General features: G+C 48.8%; 9 protein-coding genes. 2 read left to right on the top strand and 7 right to left on the bottom strand.

The genetic code is table 11. From position 1 onward, the window contains the following. Nucleotides 1-29: 29 nt before the first annotated feature. Nucleotides 30-2,885 (bottom strand): EAL domain-containing protein, encoded by a 2,856-nt coding sequence (locus ACTQ1N_RS00150; RefSeq protein WP_441953445.1) that lies wholly within the window; start codon nucleotides 2,883-2,885, stop codon nucleotides 30-32. Nucleotides 2,886-3,004: 119 nt separating this feature from the next. Then, complete coding sequence (locus tag ACTQ1N_RS00145) at nucleotides 3,005-4,645, bottom strand: EAL domain-containing protein (RefSeq protein ID WP_441953443.1); 1,641 nt, start codon at nucleotides 4,643-4,645, stop codon at nucleotides 3,005-3,007. A gap of 321 nt (nucleotides 4,646-4,966) precedes the next feature. On the opposite strand from ACTQ1N_RS00145, the gene ACTQ1N_RS00140 reads away from it, so the two are divergent. Both ACTQ1N_RS00140 and ACTQ1N_RS00135 read left to right on the top strand, forming a co-directional pair. After that, entirely contained in the window at nucleotides 4,967-6,328 is a 1,362-nt protein-coding gene (locus ACTQ1N_RS00140) for a sensor domain-containing diguanylate cyclase (RefSeq protein ID WP_441953441.1), read from the top strand. After that, nucleotides 6,325-7,647, top strand: a complete 1,323-nt coding sequence (locus ACTQ1N_RS00135; RefSeq protein WP_441953439.1) for an ABC transporter substrate-binding protein — start codon at nucleotides 6,325-6,327, stop codon at nucleotides 7,645-7,647. Before ACTQ1N_RS00140 ends, ACTQ1N_RS00135 begins: the two co-directional genes overlap by 4 nt. Nucleotides 7,648-7,733: 86 nt before the next feature. Here ACTQ1N_RS00135 and ACTQ1N_RS00130 read toward each other — a convergent pair whose 3' ends face one another. The 5 genes from ACTQ1N_RS00130 to ACTQ1N_RS00110 form a co-directional block, all read right to left on the bottom strand. Further along, nucleotides 7,734-9,599, bottom strand: a complete 1,866-nt coding sequence (locus tag ACTQ1N_RS00130; protein WP_441953437.1) for an EAL domain-containing protein — start codon at nucleotides 9,597-9,599, stop codon at nucleotides 7,734-7,736. A 277-nt stretch (nucleotides 9,600-9,876) separates the two neighbouring features. Further along, on the bottom strand, nucleotides 9,877-10,995 hold the full coding sequence (locus tag ACTQ1N_RS00125; protein WP_441953435.1) for a diguanylate cyclase domain-containing protein: 1,119 nt from the start codon (nucleotides 10,993-10,995) through the stop codon (nucleotides 9,877-9,879). A gap of 54 nt (nucleotides 10,996-11,049) precedes the next feature. Continuing rightward, nucleotides 11,050-12,201, bottom strand: a complete 1,152-nt coding sequence (locus tag ACTQ1N_RS00120; RefSeq protein WP_441953433.1) for a GGDEF domain-containing protein — start codon at nucleotides 12,199-12,201, stop codon at nucleotides 11,050-11,052. A 96-nt stretch (nucleotides 12,202-12,297) separates the two neighbouring features. After that, entirely contained in the window at nucleotides 12,298-15,720 is a 3,423-nt protein-coding gene (locus ACTQ1N_RS00115) for an EAL domain-containing protein (RefSeq protein WP_441953431.1), read from the bottom strand. Continuing rightward, complete coding sequence (locus tag ACTQ1N_RS00110; RefSeq protein ID WP_441953429.1) at nucleotides 15,707-20,746, bottom strand: diguanylate cyclase domain-containing protein; 5,040 nt, start codon at nucleotides 20,744-20,746, stop codon at nucleotides 15,707-15,709. The genes ACTQ1N_RS00115 and ACTQ1N_RS00110 overlap by 14 nt, the downstream gene beginning before the upstream one ends. Nucleotides 20,747-20,854: the final 108 nt, after the last annotated feature.

Raw genomic sequence — 20,854 nt, 5'->3', positions numbered from 1 at the left:
TATCCTGATCTGCCATCTGAATATACTTCTCAAGCCATCTTAAGAACAAAGTTTACCAGATACAGTACATAAGAAAGCCTTCCGTGCTCCGTGTCTTCCGACAAACAGGACAGCTGGCCGTGAAGTTTCTGCCGGTTCAGTTCCGCCTGAAAATCGTATACCTTCTCTCCGCTCCTGATCCGTTCTACCGCGTTCCGGATCACGTCCGTCAGGATGGAATTCTTCTTCAGGACACAGTCTGTCCCCTCGATCACAACAGAATCCCGAACCAGTTGCTGCATCTCATCATTCATCCGGAGAAAAAGCGTCCTCCCGTCCGGCGTCCACTCAAGTACCGCACCGAAGATCCGTATGGCCTCGCCCATTTTTGAGATATAATGCCTGGAATATACATCCGTAAGGTTGACTTCTGCCGCAGCCTGATAGAACTGATCCGTACTGTCATCCGTCAGATTCCGGATAAAGGAACTGGCCAGCAGTTCCTTCAGCGGCAGCGGCTTGCTGAAGTAGAAGCCCTGGATATAATTCACGCCCCACTGCCGCGCATACCAGAGCTGTTCCCAGGTTTCGATCCCTTCCGCGATCATCATACTGTTTGTCTCGTGACTGAGATCCACAATACTCCGGATAATAATACGGGTCTTCTGATTTGAAAAATCCGCAAAGAATGACTGATCCAGCTTGACTCCCTGTACATCGTAATTCCGGAAGGATGAAAGGGAAGATTCGCCTACCCCGAAATCATCCATCCACACACCGTAACCCAGAGTCCGCAGGTTTCTGACTGCATCCTGAAGGAGTCCCTGGTCTGCGAAAGCAGATTCCGTGATTTCAAACTGAATCTGGTTTTTTGAAATCTGATAGCGGGAGACGATTTTGTCAACCTCCTCCGGTATATTGACAAGTTGAAAATCAACCTGGGACAGATTCACATTGACAAACAGTTTCTCCGGAAAGTGGTCTTTATTCGCTTCAAGATCTCTGCAGACCTGCTCCAGCAGGCAGAGGTCCAGCCGGTAAACTTCATTCATCTTTTCCAGATACGGAATATAATCTCCGGGCGGAATGAGTCCCTTTTCCGGGTCGATCCAACGGCTCAGCGCCTCAAATCCGCAGGTCGTCCCGCTCATCGATCCGACGATCGGCTGATAGAAGGGAACAAAACAGCCCTGTTTCAAAGCAGAAAGAAAGTGATGATGGACATATGATTCCTTGGTTCTTTCCTGGTTCATCTCCGCATCATAGATGCAGAAGTACTGACTGCCTCTGGTGACATCATCTGCTGCATCAGATGCATACTTTGCATTATACATCCCTGCAAGAAATTCCATCGGCGCATCGGATGCGTGATGATGAAAGATGCCTGCCCGAAGAATCAGCCTGCGCTTGGTCTCTACCCTTGAGGCTTCCGACTGTATATTCCGGATTCGATGTTCAAATTCTTTTTCCGGGACGGTGGAGTACAGCACAAAATGATCCACCTCCCGGTTGATGAGAGACGCACCTGGAAAATAGTTCAGAATGATCCGGCTGATTTTCTCCAGCACATTCCGGCCATCCTGGTATCCGACTTCATCAATCAGTTCAGCATACTGGTTGATATTCAGATAGGCAATACTCCAGTCCTTCGCAGGAAGGCCATTGTGGTCAAACAGTTCAGCAGCCCCATCCAGGCTCCGGAGGGTATCCTGAACAGACATCTGCTCTGCCATCAGCTGAACCGCTTCCTTTTCCGCAGGAGAAAGGTTGCCTGCTATCCTGCCTTTTCCCTCTCCCTTTGCACGGTACAGATAGCTGTCCGCGATTTTAAGCAGTATCCGGAGCTCTTTTTCCGAATGTGCCGTCCCGCAATAGTACCCGATACTGACAGAGGCCTTGATCCCATCCTGTCCTTCTTCGCATGCGCTCTGAAATTCCGACAGCTTCCGGTAAAACAGCGTGGAGTCATGACACAGGGACAGAACCAGAAGTTCATCCCCTCCATACCGATAACACTGGTCTTCCCCGTCATGGAAAATCGCCATCAGGCTTGCACTGTCCTGCTTCAGTACACGATCCCCATAGGCATGGCCATAGGTATCATTATATTTTTTAAAAGAGTCCAGATCGATCAGCGCAACACAGATCCGCTGATCCAGATACTTCGTAAAATCCTCTCTCAATGCAGAGCGGTTGAGGAGTCCGGTCAATTCATCCGTCCGGCTCTTTTCATAGAACCGGTTTCTCTGGTCGCTGATGGAGTACTTGATCGCCTCCGAGCGGTAAAAGATGCGCCACCATACCCAGTTGACAAGGCCGCAGATGATATAAAGCAGAACCGTATCGACCAGATCCTGCCAGGCTAACTGGTGATGAACAACATCCAGGACAACTGCCATGGAAAGGATGTTCACGAGGGTCTTGAATACGAATGGGAGAACCTCTGAATTCGGCACCAGATAAGTGATCACAGTAACGAGGATGTATTCAAAGAAAAAACTGCTTCCCCTCTGGGTGGTAAAAAAAGTCAGGCTGGCAAGAACCATATTGATGCCTGCAAAACAGCTGAATATTGCCCCTTGTCTCCGATCTGTCTTCATCCGGAAGTGCCTGATCTCCAAGTGAAACAACAAGACAAAGACAAAATTGACACAAAATATGAGGATGTATACAAGCGTCCCGTTGACTCCCGGAAAGATGAATCCCCCTGATGACAGCTCTCTTGTGCCGAGCGCCCCGATAAAAGAAAGCATACAAAGCAGGAGTCCTGCTGCCAGCCCGAAATAGAGAATACTATAATAAAAGTCGTCTTTCAGTCGGGGATCATCCTTTGACAGGTAAGTGTCCGAATCTGTAATCGTTTTCAGACGTTCAGAAATCTCCTTTATATTTTCAGAAGCATCCATAATGCGGTTCTCCTTGTTATTTTTTATGATCATGCCCTGCAAAGGATGGCTCCTTCATGCTTCCTGGAGTTTCTTATCCGCATACAACGCCGCATCAGCCCGTTCCTTCAAGTTCCTGATCAATTTGATTGATTCAGAGGGGTCGGCGCAGATCGCATATCCGGCTGAAACCATGGAAGATCGTAAGTTGGTTCAGCGTTTTTAATGCAGGAAAGCACTCTCTTATTCTCCGATCCGGGTATGATCAGAAGATTGAACTCTTTCCAGACATAGTTCTTCTCCCCATCTTCTGCCGGAAGAAGGACCCGGAAATAGTCGCGCTGAACGCCATCTGAAGTCTGGCGTATACGGTCAATCATCGTATCGGGATCCGCAAAAGCCCGGTAGCGATCCCGGTCTTCCGGATAAATCATATGTTGGCAGAAATGACGAAGACCTCTGCGAAGCTTGTCGTGGTTCGCAAAGCCTCCCTCGATACCGAAATTGTTGATCAGGTTGTCCGCTGTATCCTGCTCCGGATTCAGGACGTGCACATCATCGAACAACAGTATAATATCGGAGATCGACTTGTTCAGCACCTCTCCGATCTTCTGCGTCCGGTCATCCGTGACGTTGGTGATCGACATCAGGAATACACACCGGTCCCCCTGCTTCACGATCATCCTCCCGATAAAGCGAAGAAAGCAGGAATTGTCCGAAACATACATCGTAACCGTCTCTCCGGTCTGAATGGCATGTTGATAAAAATCCAACAACCTGACATGCAGCGGATTGTTCCGGAGATTCAGGATAAATTCCGAATCCTCTCTGTGCATGCGGCCGATGCCGCGCAGCTGCTCCTTCTCATTGCGGTTAATGAACAGATAATGAATATGATCCTGTGTGATGTCATACTCCATGACTGCCCGGGGCGTGTCACTGTTCACGACGAAGGTATCCGCCTGGTCATAGAACGTCTTCCATTCAATCGGCTCCGCCGACATGCTCATGCTCTGCACGTAGCTGTCCATATCCCGCCTTGAGAGCGGTCTTGAAAAATAATAGCCCTGCATCATGTCGCAGCCGATTTCTTTCAGGAAGCGAACATGTTCCCCTGTCTCCACGCCTTCTGCCAATGTACGGATTCCGAGATTCTTGGCCATACTGACAGTGCTTCGCATAATCTCCATCGAAGTATTCGTGAACGACTTCAGAAAACCCATGTCCAGCTTGATCAAATCCAGCGTGTAATCATTGAGAAAGATCAAGGAAGAGTACCCGCTCCCGAAATCATCCATCCAGACCGGGAAGCCTGGCGACCGGAGCTTCCTTACGACCGTTGTCATCTTATCCTTATCCTGGACAAGCAGACTTTCGGTCAGCTCCAGTGCAATCAGATCCTTGCGGATGCCATACCTGTCTGTCAGCTCCTGCGCATACGAAACCATGTCAACCTTATCGAAATCCTGTCGTGACAGATTGACCGAAATGGGTCCGACGGGCAGACCGGCATCGATCCGCTGCCGCTGCACCTTTACCGCTTCTTCCAGGATGAAACAGTCAATCCTGTAGATCAGACCGGTTTTTTCCAGTACCGGTACAAAAATATCCGGCATCAGGCATCCGTATTCCGGATCCATCCAGCGGGCAAGTGCCTCAGCCCCGGCAAAACTGTTCGTTATAGTGCGGACAATCGGTTGAAAAAAAGGCACGATCCACCCTTTTTCAAGCGCCTCATCCAAGTGAGAGACAATATATTGATCCATACCATGTGTCTTCATATCCTGCAGTCCTTCGTCAAGGGTGCTAACCTATGCCATAACGCCCATATTGTACACCATCGAAGGCTTTCTGAGAATGAGAGAGAGCAAGCGAAAAGGATTAAATAGAGCAAAAAAATTGACACATGTATAATGGAGTGATAGTCTGATTTTATTTAGATGTAATATTCAACAGATAACCTTTATGAACGATTCTGCTTTTCAAAAATGGGTAACGAATTCAAAAAAATACAGCTGCGTACTATCATCCTTTTCGCATCGCTGATCCTGGTGATCACGCTGTATATCATTGTCCTTCTCACTGGAAGATCCAATATATTCATGCGGGAGAACGCGGCAAGTCTTGTCAGCGCGAGTAACCGCCAGATGGAACTGAACATCGATTCTTATCTGACCAAAGTTGAAAAGGCCTCCGCACTGCTTTTTTCCGACAGTACCAGTTATACCTATGACCCTTCAGATGAAAGCGTTGACGCCTATACGAAGCTCCAGATATCCAATCAGATCAACGACAACATCACAGATCTGGGTCTTCTGGACAATTACGCCGATTTTGCCGTCATCTACAGCAATGACGACGTCATCGGCTCGCTCTCGAAGGTCACAAAGGACATGTACGCGAACGGCGGGATGTATGATGCCTTCAGCAAGATTCTGGAACAGGAAGGTGACCGCGATGCCTGGGTTTTCGGACTGAACGGCGATACTGAACACATCTACTACTTCGAACAGTACAACGGCCATGGTATCATCCTGATCTCCTTCTACTCCCGTGAACTGAAAGGAGTCTTTCAGATCCCGGAACAGCTGAATGGGATGGAGGTGTCTCTGGTCAACAGCGACAACCTGGTCCTCTATTCCAACGATGGCGGAAAAATCGGCTCAGAGCTTCCGGCGTCTACAGTTTCACACCTTGGCAGCCTCAGGAACGGCAGCGTGATGGCGGACACGGTGCTGATCACAACCGATGAATGCAGCAATGGATGGCGTGTTATCTGCACGGTACCGGCGAGCCTGATTATTCAGGACAACACCCGTTTCATGGAGAGTACTATATTCGTCATCCTGGCTGTCGTGGCCGTCATCCTCATCTTCGGCGTATTCGAAACAAGCCGGATGAATATAACCGCCAACAATTATGTTGATACACTGCAGGAAGAGGCACAGCACGACCGCATGACCGGTCTGTACAATCGTGAAGAATTTCACCATATGGCAGATTCCTTTATGAAAGAAAAGCCTGAAGGCAGAACGATGAGTTTCTCCATCTTTGATATGGATCATTTCAAGTCGATCAATGACCATCACGGCCACCTGGAAGGCGACGACGTTCTCCGCCGTTTCTCGAGGCTCCTATCTGACACATTCGGGTCAGAATTCATACTTGGAAGGCTCGGCGGCGATGAGTTCGGCGTTTTCGGCTGCATGGAGATTGCGGATGAAGAAGGGGCCAGAAAAGAGCTTCAAACTTACATCAAGGCATTGCGGAACCGTTTCACTGAGAGCCTTGGCAGAGATTATTCCGCCGACAACCTCTCCTTCTGCAGTGGCACTGCGATTGTGCACGAAAACGACAGGGATTTTTCCACCGTTTTCAGCAGGGCTGATACGCTTCTCTACAGAGGAAAGCAAAATGGAAAAAGCCAGGATCATTTTGATGACAAGGAAAGCAGCGCGTCATGATCAGGTCAGGAAAGAAAAAAACAAGGAAGAAAAACAATGCAGGCCGTTTTATCATCGGCATCTTACTGCTCTTGATTTTCTTCGGCATTAACTATTATTTTGTTGTCTACAAACCAGGAACCCATACCGTCGTCACAGACACAAAGAAGAATACCATCATCACCTTCGGCTGGTGGGGCAATGACGACAGACACCTGTATACCCTGGCGGGCGTCGATCTGTTTGAGAAAAAGCATCCGAACGTCGAGGTGAACTGTTCATACAGCGTATGGAACGGCTATGAACGGCGCAACCGCGTGTACATGCTCTCAGGCAAGGAGCCTGATGTCATGCAGATTAATTTTAACTGGATCCGGGAGTACTCTGCCGATGGCTTAGGCTATTATGATCTGGACAAGCTTTCCGATATCATCGATCTGAGTGCCTACAGTAAAAAGGATCTGAGTTATGGCATGTCCGGCGGCGTGCTGAATGCCGTCCCGATTGCCTATAACGCCGTGGTCTTCTACTACAATCAGGATATGCTGGATCAATACGGTTTGAAAGTTCCTGAGACCTGGGATGATCTGTTTGCTGCAGCATCTGTCATGCAGAAGGATGGCCGCTATCCGCTTCATCTGAGTGACAAACATCTTTTTCTCTTTGTTGTCGCTCACTATGAACAGGAAACAGGGCAGACGCTTTTCGATCAGGACGGAAAGTACACTGGCGGAACCGATGCGGCAGGAAAACTGCTGAAATTTTACAAGAAACTCTTTGACGGGCAAGTGATTTGCACGGGCGGCAAAAGTAACGACACGGATTTCAGTAACGGAACTTGCGCGGGCGTTGGTATCTGGGCAAGTGATGCCGATAACTACTGTACACAGCTGCAGGCCAACGGTGCATCACCGGTTCTTGCCAGCCCTCCCCGTATCTCCGAACACGACGCCCTTTACGGATGGTATGTAAAACCAGCCACGATGTACGCAATCAGCAACCACACCAGCCACCCGAAGGAAGCTGCAAAACTGTTGAATTTTCTGGTCGATAACAAGGATATGGTTCTCCTCCAAGGCACGGAGAAAGGAATTCCCGTCAGTGCCAAGGCCCGCAGGATCCTCAAGCATAGCGGTACGCTGAATAGCTACGATGCGGAAGCCGGAGATTACGTGTTTCGCAACCTGAAGCATTTTGAAACAATGGTTCCATCCATTGAGAATGCAGATGTCATCACAGCCTTCCGGGATGAAGCAGATAAATATGCATACGGCATTGCAAATCTGGACACCTGTGCGCTGGAACTGACTGCCAGCTGGAAGGCAACGCTCAACAGCTGAAGCAGAGGTGCTGCAGCAGAGTTAATGGCGGAATCTCTGTCAGTGGGAAAGCCCGTCAGCGTTCTTCACGATCCTTGCCATTGTGATTAGTTTCCAGTTTCGGGCTTCTGTAAGTACTTATGGACAAATTCTTCCTTTGGAATAGGTCGGGAATACAGATACCCTTGAAAGTATGTGCACCCCAAAGCGCGAAGCCTGTCCGCCATTTCCTTCGTCTCAATCCCTTCTGCTGTCACCGGAATATGCAGATACTGCAGCATCTGCATGGTCGCTGAGAGAACGCCTCCCTCTTTCTTGTAGTCTTCCCAGACAAGACTCTTGTCGATCTTCACACAGACAAAATTGCTCCGCTGCAGTCTTAGAATGCTGGAATTTCGGCTTCCGAAATCATCCAGGACGAGCTGGAAGTCAGCATGAACCAGCGCCTGCATCTGCTTTCTGAAGATCTCCGGAATGACGAACGCCTCCTCGGTGATCTCCAGACGGATTTTTGAGGGCGGCAAATCATATTCTCTCAGGATCTGATTGTATTCCCTGACAAGATCTCCATCAAGAAACTGAATCGGAGACAGATTCACGCATATCCACTGAAGAGAACTCTCACGAATGTCCGGCCGATTCAGAAACTGAAGGGCCTTGCGAAACATCTGCTGCCCCAGATCTGAGATGAGACCGTTCTTTTCCGCAAACTCTATATACTCATCCGGATAATAGTAACCGCCGTGTCTATCCGGCAGACGGACAAGAGCCTCCGCACCGATCATATTCTCTGTCGCGGAGCAGACAATCGGCTGCAGAAACATCTCCAGACCGTCATGGCGGAGCGCATCAATCAGCCGGTCATGAACCTGTTTCTGGTGACTGAATGTATCAAACACATCCTGATTCAGTACTGCAGTGCAATCCGGACTGTTCTCTGCAAGCTGAAAGCCTGTGGAAATCAGACCATTGAGGTCCTCCTCGTTCCTGACCGGCAGGCTGTCCAGCCTGGCCGTCACAAAGGCTGCAGTCAGGTACAGATTGACGTTCTCGTGCTCATCCGTCCAGGGCATCTGAAACCGGTTACGGATCTGACTCACGATCCTTCCTTCATCCGGTTCTCCGTGTAAAATCATCGCGAAGCGCCCATTATGCAGATAATAGATGTAAGAATTCGGGAGATGGTTGGTCACCCACATGGTGATCAGCTCCGTGCCCTTGAGCATCTGCCGGTCTCCGAACTGTGCCCGTTTCTCGTTGTAATTGATCACCTCAAATGAAATGAGTGTGAGCTTTCGGTTCATCCGGCGGGAAGGCCAGGTGAGAGCTTCATGCATCCGGTAATTCCATTGCCAGAACGTGAAGAAACCGGATCTGGCATCCGGGAGAAAGTACGGCTCGACATAGAACAGGAACAGCCAGAGGATCTGAAGCGCTGTAAACAGGCTCAGCATGTCAGACTTAGGCTGGAACAGGCTCAATATAAATCCACATGCCTGAATGAAAATCGCCAGGAAGACTCCTTTTGCATGAACCGCGCTGGTATGGTGAATCTGCCAGGCGCCAGCCAGGCTGACAAGCATCGTCGCGACCAGGTGAATGGCATATATGACATGCCAGGACCCGAACGCAATTCTTCCCCAGCTCAGGTTAAACACCTTGTCCGTTCCGCATTGCAGCAGGGGAATCAGAATGCAGAAGACAGTAAAGAGCCTGTACCCCTTGTGGAGAACAGAAAAGCTTTTTTGTACTTCTGATGCAAGATCCTGCACAAAACTGACAAGAAAGGCATTCGCGAGAAAAAACAGGATGCTGGCGATGGTGATGAATATCCTTGTATAACATGCCGGATAAACGGCAAAATCACCATGATTGTCTTTCACGTCCACAGTCCACTTGAGGATCACGGCAAACAGACTCAGAAAGATATACCACTTCAGAGACAGCATCGCTTTGACCGGCAGAGTTTTCATCCGGAAACTGTATAACAGCAGGATAACGAATATGATGTTGGTTGGAATAAAGAAAGATGTTTTCCACATATTTTCGCCCAAAACATACAGATACAACGGAATGGCGTCATTATATCACAAAGTACATTTCCATATTTGTACTTTTATGTACTGGATTTTTCTTCTGCAGCCACACACTTCCCATGCAGTCATCCGGATGGATCTGTCCAAAACTGCAGTCTGAACCGGATCATCGGATTTGTTTCCCGATGTCATCGGACACACATCGTTTGCCGATTCAGGATGACTTATTTATATAAGGGTCCAGAACAGGGGATTCTGTTCTGTGCTTGTATGCATACATCTCTTCATCCGCCCGGTCATAGAGCTCTTCGTCTGCTTCGCCGGCTTTTCGGGCAGCCATTCCGTACGCGAAATCAAGAGGAAAGTCTCCAAATTCCGGATCACACTTTTCCTGATCATGCAGATTCTCCAGAACTTCTTTCAAACCATCAGGCTTTGAAAAGGACACCAGACAGAATTCGTCGCCGCCGACACGGTAAAGTTTTCCATAGGTGGCCAGCTTTCTTTGCGCCGTCTGCGCGAATGCCCGTAGATACTGGTCTCCGATGGGATGTCCGTTTGAGTCATTAAAAACCTTCAGATGATTCAGATCGAAGGAGACAAGTATGCGGGGCTTCCTCCTCCCGCGAAAAAAAACTTCTGTAAAGGCATTCCTGTTCGGAATACCGGTCACCTGATCTGTCTTGTCATACAGCCGCCTCAGAGCGAGGAAAAAGAACAGATAGACAATCGAATAGCATTCCCAAAGTGACAGGACATCTCCATAAAAGAAAACGCCAATTGTTCCCAGCGAAGCGATGAGCAGCGTGAAGAAGATCAGAATGCCATTCTCAAAATCCAGATGCTCATGTGTTACAAAATCATGGATCATGATTGATCCGAACAGGATGATCGCACCAATATCATATACGGCTGCAATCGGCCCCATCCTGACACCTTCATACTCATCCAGAGAGAAGTAGACCGGGAACCAGATATTCACAAGAAGCACCGTAAAAAGTGAAAGATCTGCCCCAAGCTCTATACTGTCCAGAAAGTCCCAGCTTTCCCGGTGATACATCAGAAGGAAGAAAAACGATACCGGCACGCATAGAAATTCCACACTGGCAATCGAATGAAGAAGCTGGAGAGATGCTGAAGAAAAATCGGAGCGCTCATAAAAGTACTCCCAGATATGGTCCAGGACAACCGTGAAGATCAGTGTCATGCCGATATTCCGAAGCTGCAGAACCGCCCGCCGCTCCAGTACAGGCTCCAGATACATTCTTGCCCACACATAAAAAACAATTGAAACGCATATTAAGTCAGAGATGATAATCGGTAATGAAGTCATGATGAGAACCCTGCCCTCCTGTGCAATGTTTCCCAATTCCTATATACATGTGCTTTATGGTACACTGTATTCTTCTGTCTGGTGCTTTTCTGCAACGCGCAGAGCATGGTGAGATTCTTTCTCCCGATACATCAGATGATCGATGTGGTGGAAAAACTGCTCGATCTCGGGATAGATCTCAGGAGAATAGAAGGCATACCCTGCCGAAAAGGAGAGCCTGTAGGTGCGTGCACCTTGATGGTTGAAATCGTCGCACCGATTTCTCAATTCTTCCAGCCTCTTCTCTGCCTGCTGCGTGTCATGATCAAATGAAAGGATGACAAACTCATCTCCTCCATAGCGTCCGATTTTGGCATTCCTTCCGAAGGTGTCCCGAAGAAGTCCGGAAAGCCTGATCAGAGCTTCATCCCCCGTCTGATGTCCGCTGATATCATTAATCTGCTTAAAGAAATCCAGGTCAATCAGATAGACAAGAAAGGGATGATCCTGATGATAATGGCTGCACTGATATTCCAGCTCGCGCACAAATCCCCTTCGATTCAGAAGACCAGTCAGATAGTCATCGTCGATGTTATGCGCCTGCACCTTCAGAAACAGTAAAAGACATGCAAGCACAGACCCGGCATACTCATAGGATGCTCCACCGACGAATACCTGCAGAAATCCGGAAGCCAGAATGATCAATGGAAAAAAGACCACGACAACCTTATAATTCGTACGGATCTGGGATCTGCGAAGGAAGATGTACAGAGAAATAATGGCGCAGAAGCCCATGTTCAGCACGCCCCGGGCAACAAACAAGCTGCCGCGTGAATACATATAACCGTGATAATCGTAAAACCATCTCAAATCGAAAAGAGCACTCACGGTTACCAGCGTCAGGTTCAGGAATACATAACCGTAGACCATGCCGTACAGGAACCTTTCTGCGCGGTCTTTCCTGCCTGAAGTCCAGGAATCGATATAGATCAGGGATGCCAGATAGCCGACTGGATCGCCTGAAAAGATAAGATAGGTTCCCGCCCTTTTCACCCAGAGGCCGACAGGACCTGGCAGATACAGCTTGCTGAGGGAATCAGCAGTCAGCAGAACCAGAATAACGGAAAGTATGAAAACAAAGCTCCGATCCTGACGGGTATAGGCTCCGCCGCTTACCGTTATGCTCAAAAGCATAACCGCAATAATTGCCACATATATATTTAACATGATCCAGCCTGGTACGCTCATGCTGATCCTTTCTCTTCTGACCTGTCTATCTCTCCATGAAAATACGATGGACGTCCCTTATGCAGAACCATCCCTTCAGAATTCTTCACAATCCCTGCTGTTCAGGATGGTGCTGGACAGGACGCTCAGATAGGAACTCCGGTCTCTGCTGAAATCGTCCGTATAGGAAACCTTGATCATGGCACTGCAGTTTCCACTCCACTGCCCAGCTTTCCTCACAGTCTCTATGGCTGTCCGGATTTTCCGGGCAACGTTCCGTACGTCTTCTTTCCTGCTGAACTTCATCAGCATACAGAAGTGACTCTCCTGGACTCTCCCGGCTACGCAGCTCTTTCCTCCGCAGTTTTTCAGGGCTGTACCGATTACCGCCAGAAGGCGGTCTCCGGAACTGTCTCCATAGAGCTTTACAACTTCCCCGTATTCCGGAACATATACCTCGATCATGGCAAAATCCGATCCTGTGCGCCAGCGCTCGAGAAGATAGGAATAAACACCGTCCGAAATGCCACGCGCATTGGCCAGACCGGTGACAGGGTCTGTGGAGGAACACTTGTTTCCCTTTTCAAAGAGCCGCTGCGCCTCCTCTGTGTCGACAATTGTCCCCAGAAGTCCTATAATTTTTCCATCTCGATACACCGGAATCTTGCTGGTAGTGATGTACCGGTTCGTACCATTGATAATGCACGATCCGTTTCTCAGATAGAGCTTTTTCCCGGAGCTTAAGACTTCCTCCTCGTCCTTTTTGAAAGGATCCGGATTGATATGCCACCCTACATCCTCGTCCGTCTTTCCGATGAGTTCCTTCTCCGACTGGAAGCCGAAATACTGGAGAAAACGATTGCTTGCCCCGACGAATCTTCTCTTTTCATCCTTCCAGAAATACATACGTTCTGCATTCATCGCCAGATTTTTCCAGAGAACCTCGCCTGTCATCTCTGTACCCGTCTTTTCAGACGCACCATCGGTCAGCGAAAGCGCGATCTTTTTCAAATCCGATTCCTGTAATCCGGTATTGACCGTAACATGAAGCGCCTTGCTGAAATCTGACCGCTGCATCGGTGTGATGATATGGAGGAGCCATCGGTACTCTCCGGATGCCGTCATGCTCCGGAACATGCCTGTGAGAGCATGATTCTCATTCTGCTCCAGACGGGATTTCATCGTAGAGACATCAAGAAATTCCGCAAGCCGTTCCCGATCCGGAAGATAGCAGTAATTCATCTTCCAGGCATTGATCACCGAAGACATATCCTTCAGCTCAGTTCCCTCTCCCATCGGCTGATCCGACAAGGAGGATTTTACGCCCTGAACTGTGTCTTGCTCCAGGTCATAGATGGCGATATCGTTGCACATATAATACAGGTCGCTCATCGTCTCCATCCTGGTCTGCTGGAAATCTATGACGTTTATCTCCACATACTGGATTTGCATTACATAAAGATAATGGTCATCCTGTACGGCTTCCACAGAACCAGTGAGCTGCATATAATGATCCCCGGAAGGGTACGCCGTGGTCTGCGGTCCTTTCAGCTTCCTCAGCTGCTGATCGGCATACTGTCTGTGGAAAAGATGAATCGGATCCCCCGGTGTGTTGATCTTACGCTCCCAGTCTTTCAGGTCACGCACATGATCCCTTCTTAACACCTCCCTGTAAGCCTGGTTGGCAAAGAGAATGTTCATCCGGATACCATCATCATCCACCACACAGAGCGTTTTATCCGTCTGATAGTCGATGTGGCTCAGCCTGGACAGATAGGTTCTCCACATTGACGGTTCCGCTGTGAGTCCTTTGCGCTGGCAGTAAGGAGCCAATTCTCTGAGTGGCATAGGCTTCGCGAAATAATAGCCCTGAATCTTTTCACATCCGATTTCTTTCAGGAAGAGATACTGCTCTTCTGTCTCAACACCCTCTGCAAGCGTAGAAAGATTCAGTACCTTTGCCATCCTCACGATGGACGTAACGATCTGTCTGGACTTTTCGTCAAAATCCTGAAGGAAGGATATGTCAAGCTTCAGCTCATCAAAGGAATACTTCTTTAAAACACCCAGCGATGAATATCCGGATCCGAAGTCATCCATCCACACCCTGTACCCCAGACGATGAAACTGCCTGATATACGGATCAACTTTATCTGCATTCCTGACGAATGCACTTTCCGTGACCTCCAGAATGGTGTATTCTCTCGGCACTCCATACTTCCGGGAGATTCTGTCAATGGCATCCGGAAGATCATCGTGCAAAAAATCCTTGCGCGACAGGTTTACCGATACCGGAATCGGACTGCTCCCGTCTTTCATCATCTGTGCACCGTCTCTGCACACCTGCTCGAACACATAGAGATCCAGCTTGTAGATCTGGCCGGTTTCCTCCAGAATCGGAATGAACCGGCCCGGGGAGATCATGCCGTACTCAGGATCAACCCATCTCACCAGCGCCTCGCAGTTGCACACCATTCCCGTCATGGAGCGGATAATGGGCTGGTAGTAGACAACAAGCCATCCATTCTCCAACGCCTTTTCAAAATTCCGGATGATATGGCATTTCAGGGCGGTACTTTCCAGAATAGAATTGTCAAACCATGCATAAGCAGATGATGACGTCCGCAGAATAGATTCACATGCCAGTCTGGCTCTGTCGCAGGCATCGGTCAGCCTGGTGCCATCGTGGTCGAATCTGAAGATTCCTGTCTTTACCTCCAGATTGTTTCCGCCGCCGGACTTTCTCATCTTTGAACAAAGAGCATCCAGCTTTGATTCAATCTGATCGTTTTCCGCATATGCGACGAAGTGATCGCTCTCAAAACGTGAAACCCTGTCCCGGTCAAAATAGGTTCCGATCAACTCTGCGAGGGCGCAGATCTGCCTGTCTCCGGACTGAAGTCCAAATCTGATGTTATAATTCTTCAGATTGCACAGATCAAAGTACAGGATGACGGGAGTCTTGCCCTTTGCCCAGATCTTCCCGATGCCTGCCATCGCACAATCAAGAAAATGCGTCATATTCTGCAGACCCGTCAGACTATCATAATGCTTTGAAAATTCCGCGCTTTCTGACGCGGCCTGCCTGTCAGGCAGGGTGTTCCGTACCGCTCTGGCCACCTGATCATGGTCCGCATCCGTTGTCTCATCGGTGTACATGATAAAGGCAATATTCGCATCTCCAACTGCAATGTGTCTTCCCGTCCCGTGAATCAGATGGTATTCTGACTGGTCCTCCCTCTTGTTTCGGAAAACAATATCATAGTCCCCCTGATGCGTGGCAAAGCTGTACGAATACTGTTCCATCCGGGCAATGTCATCCGGATGGACATTCCTGTACAGGTCTTTTCCCAGGCCGTAGACAGCTTCCTGAGCACTGCTGTACCCGAAAAATTTCAGATATGCCTTTGATACCAGAAGCGGCTTGATCTGATCGTCAGCGTATTGATACACAGCCAGCGGAGCCGGGATATTCTCCAGCAGGGTCCGCGTATCAGTAGAAAACTCATAAACTTTCATCTTCTCTGCCTTCTGCATTATAATCGGTTACAATCTGTGTCTTTGTATGTTTCTTTGCCAGATACATATACTGATCGGCCCGGTTGATCAGAGAATTCATATCATCATCTTCGCGTACAACCGTGATGCCAATGGCAGCCTGGCAACTGACATTCCTGCCGTTATACTCAATTTCACATCCTTCTGCTACTTTTTTCAGTCTTCGGGCGGCACCCTCGATATCATGAGGCTGATTCAGCTGCAGGAGGCCAACGAATTCATCCCCGCCCCAGCGGCAGAAACGGTCAGCCTTCCGCCCATACTTTTGCAGCGTGAGACCAATTTCCTTGAGCATGGCATCTCCGGCTTCATGTCCCAGTCTGTTATTGATCTCGTGGAGGTAATCTGCATCAGCAAAAAGAATGGCGAAAGGATTCTTTGTGCGGTGGAAGCTCTCCAGTTCATCTTTGATACACTTCTCCATGAATTTCCGCCCGGGCAGACAAGTCAGAGGGTCACGGGTTGCGGTCTCATAAAGGGTCTCAACCATCAAAGTGTCGTAGTCTTTATCTACCAGAGGAAAGAAGAAAGACATCAGTTCCGTGACACGTCCATCCTTCTGTTTGAGCGGCATCAGGATATTCCGCACCAGGAGGTCATTACCATCCTTTTTCCTGAAAAACATCTGCATGGAACAGGGCTTTCCGGTACGGAAGGCGACTACGGCAGGACAGAATTGCCTTTGTATGCGGGTTCCATTCACAAAGGAACAGCCCAATGGCATATCGATGCAGGTCCGGCCGCACATCTCTTCAGAGGAGAAGCCGAGCAGATTTTCTGCTTCCTGGTTCCAGTAGAGAACCGTATGGTCCGGTTTCAATACATAGCAGCCGATTGGCATCTCATTCATAAGTTCCAACAGAGGCTGTTCTTCTGCAGGGATTGGTGAATCGGTGTCAGGTGAATGCCCATCTTTGCCTCTGTCATGATGATCACCCGGATTCAGCAGTGACAGAATCCGATCACTCAGAAGCATGGCTTCCTGGGCACTGCAGGTTGTTACGCTCGCAAAGAGCGAGCAGGGAATCCCCTGTACCTCATGAATCGCATTGATTCCATCCCGGATCTGATCAGCCTTCTCCTGCAGTTCCTTTTTCTCCTGCAAAGACAGAATGACGCCAATCAGTCCAACCTCCAGATTTGCGTAGGATCCTGTATTTTGAATGACTTTGGAAACCACATCCGTACAGGCAGATTGGATGGACCACATCTCGGCATGACCAAATTGTTTTGCAATTCGTTCCAGCTCCGGAATCTCTATATAGAGAACGCCAAATTCTACCTGATTCAGCTGATAATCCGTCTTGTAGGCGGTCAGCACATCAAAAAAGTGCGAAGTAGAAGAAAGGTCTGCCTGAGTCTGGATAATTGTATCATCATTGACCGATGTCTGCATATTTCGGATCAGGTCTGCATCCAGAAAATAGCCCATGAGGCCGGAAACACGGCCATCCTGAAAGACCGGCCACTTGGTCGCATAGGTCTCGTGTACAATGCCTTTTGCAATACACTTGCCCGGAACATTCCGCCGGGCTTTTCCGGTCATAAGAACCTCTTGTTCAACCTTCTTGTAATCCTCATTGTTCGGATGCCAGCCGATCTCTTCATCTGTTTTCCCGAGGAGTTCATTCACAGAGGAAAAACCGTAATAATCCAGGAAGGACTGACTGACTCCAAGAAAGCGGCGATCCTTGTCCTTCCAGAAAAGAGGCAGGGGGACATGGCGTATCATGGAATCAAAAAGCCGGGCATCTTCCCTGGTTCGGATCTCCCTGTCATATTCATGATCTGCACGACTGATATTGCCTGCAGGAACCATAGCTGGTTCTGCCGGATCAGGTATCTCAGACGGCAGATCAGTCGTACGGATCAGGTATAGAATCTTCTTTTGGTTCATATTGGGAACCAGAAGCAGGCGGTGGGCCATCCAGATATAGGTGCCATCGGCTCCTTTGGTCCGAAAGACATCGCGGATGATGTTATATTTTACCCCGGCCAGGCGGTCAATCAGAGTTGACGGATCCAGAAAGGCTTTATAGCGCTTCTGATCCTCTTCGTAAATCTCCGGTAGCCCCGGGGAAAGCTGTCCCTGGTTCATGACCGGACCTTCATCCCCTTCCACCAGGGAATGGTTATTGAAGCGAAGATTCCGAAGGGTCATATGGTCTGCATCGATCGAATAGAGATAGCGGTAGAGGTAGGAGATACTCATCAGAAGCTGGTCTCTGATTTCGTCCTTTTTGTCAGAATAAGGACTGTAAATGTTAGTAACGAAAAGACGCGTATCATCAAAGCTGCCGATCATCTGATAGTGCATCACCTGTTTGATTCCATTAAAGTAGGTCGTGATATCGCCATATTCATCAACCGTCTGCACGGGGCGGATGGCTTCGGCAAGTTCCCGGCTGGCGATGTTATTCCTGTCATTGATGGAATCTGCCATGGCTTTTGGATCAGAAAAGCCATCCAGATGAATCTGGCGGAGAGCCGGGTCATTGGCAAAAAGAATCCTTGCCTGATGATTTTCGACTTCCCATACTAAGATGGGAATATCGGTCATAAAGTTGATCCGGCTTAATGCATCATAGCAGATCTTCTGCTGGGCAGATTCCACGCCGATGCCTCTGGAAAGGCATCTGTCCAGTGCCTCCTGAAAAGGCATGGGCGGTGCGAAGTAATAACCCTGAAGCTTTTCGCAGCCGGACTTTCTCAGAAAGTCTGCCTGTTCTTCTGTTTCGACACCTTCTGCCAGGGTTCGAATACCCAGCCTCTTATCCATATCGATGATGGATCGAATGACTTCATGTGAACGGTCGGAATCCTTGCGGAGGAAGACCATGTCCATCTTTAGAAGGTCAAACTGATAATCCTTCAGAAGGTTCAGTGTCGAATAGCCGCTTCCGAAATCATCCATCCAGATCTCATAACCGGCTTCCCGGAAAGACTGCAGGGCCTTCAGGGTATCATCTTCATCTGACATCATAATGCTTTCGGTAACTTCAAGATGAAGCATCCTTCGAGGAATCTTGTATTCCCGGACCAGATTTTCAATTTCCTGATAGATGTCACAGCAGAGAAAGTCCAGCCGGGAAAGATTGATGGAAATCGGAATCTCCGGCTGATTCTTGTGATAACGGTCTGCAATCTGTTCCACCACCTGGCGAATCACACAGAGATCCAGTTTGTAAATCAGCCGGGCTTCCTCCAGAGGTTTGATAAAGGAGATGGGCGGAAGGAGCCCTCTTTTGAGATCTTTCCAGCGGGCCAAAGCTTCCATACCACAGATCTGCCCGGTCAGAGCCCGGACAACCGGCTGATAATAGACCAGAATCCATCCCCGGCTGATGGCTTCATCGATATGAGACACGACATAGACAGCCGTCTGCAGGACGTCACCGATTGCCTTTGAATAATAGGAGAAATGCAGACCAATCTTCTTGCGGCTTTCATCTGCTGCCGCTTTGGCCCGGTTGCAGACTGTCTCCACATTGAGTGAATGGTCATTCCAGACACAGGCACCCACAGCACATTCCACGTTACCGGTCAGAAAACTCTTTATCCTTTTGACCGCATCCCCAACCCGCTTTTCCAGATCCAGCGTATTGGTCAGGATGACAAAATGATCAACATCCCAGTGGGAAACCGGATCGTTTTCAAAGCAGGACTTAAGACACCCGCCTATGTTGCGAAGGACATCATCGCCATAGGCCATACCGTAAAGCAAGTTGATCATCCGAAAATTGATGAGATCAAAGTAGAGAACCACCAGTTCTCCCCCGGTCGAAAGATCTCTTTCCCTTATCCGCCAGCTGCGCATGGTTTCCAGAAACGTACGGATATCCATAAGACCGGTCAGCGTATCTCTTCCGGTTTGACTGGAATCCGTATTTGCGGAGATTTCCGCCAAACCGCCTGTTTTGAAAAGCCCCTGCCGGCTGCCCCCATCGATCTGTCCATGACCCGTTTTTTTCGCCTGATATAGATACTGGTCTGCATCTCTTATCATCTCTCTCAGATCCTCCTCGGACTGAGGAAGGTCCGACCAGAAACCGATCGAGCAGGTAATCTCCATGTCATCCTGACTGCTGGCGCAGAGCTCCTGGAGTTTTTCAAGTCGGCTGCGGAAGGTTACCGGGTCTTCGCTCTCTGTAATGATCAGAAATTCATCGCCGCCGTATCGATAGCAATGATCGTTTTGACCATGGAAGATGTCGCGGATGTAGACGCCGATCAGCTGAAGGACATTGTCCCCGTATTCATGACCATAGGTATCATTATAGGTTTTGAAGAAATCCAGATCCAGAAGGGCAACTGAGATGGGCGAATTGAGAAATTCAGCCACATCTGACTTCAGAGCAGTTCGGTTGGACAGGCTGGTCAGTTCGTCCGTCCGGCTGTCATGATAGAACTGATCCTTTGTCCTCTCGTCGGAAGCCTTCTGCTTTTCCATAGAGTAAAAGCTGAGCCGCCTGAAACGATTGATGATGGCACAGATGATATGGAGGATCGATAAATCCACAATATCCTGCCAGGCAATCTTATGACTGGAAGAAAGCAGCACGACACTGACAGACAGAATATTGATGGTCATATTCCGAATCAGAGAGAAGGATCCCATATTTGGCAGCAGATAGACGATGGCGGTAATCAGGAGATATTCAAAGAAGAAACCGCTTTTCTGCTGGGTCGTAAAAAAAGTGAGAGCCGCGAGGGACATATCGATGCCGGTGAACCAAACGAGAAACCCTCTGAGGCGCCGCATGGCCATGATCTGACAGTGGACTTGAACATAGTGAAAAACGAGAAGAAAGAAGAGGTTACATGTGAAGATGGTCAGATAGACAAGGGCTGCACTTACGACGGGAATGACAGCCCCTGTCGAGAAGGGAGCATAGCTGCCCAGAAGACCTGTCAGGGAAATAGTACAGATCATCGCCGCAGCTATCATGCAACGCCTGAGATTATAGGCATAATAATCTCTAAGCATGGTCTCATCCCAATTCGAAACGCGCAAATCATCACTCCGGAAAAAAGTTCGAATGTTCTGAACTATCTTCTTTAAGAAGGCTTTCATCGTATGCTCCCTGTTTTGCCA

This window comes from Porcincola sp. LCP21S3_C12 (genome assembly GCF_052118625.1).
Lineage (GTDB): Bacteria > Bacillota > Clostridia > Lachnospirales > Lachnospiraceae > Porcincola.
The sequence above is the reverse complement of the archived record's forward strand: the minus strand, read 5'-3'. Positions and strand labels throughout refer to the sequence as shown.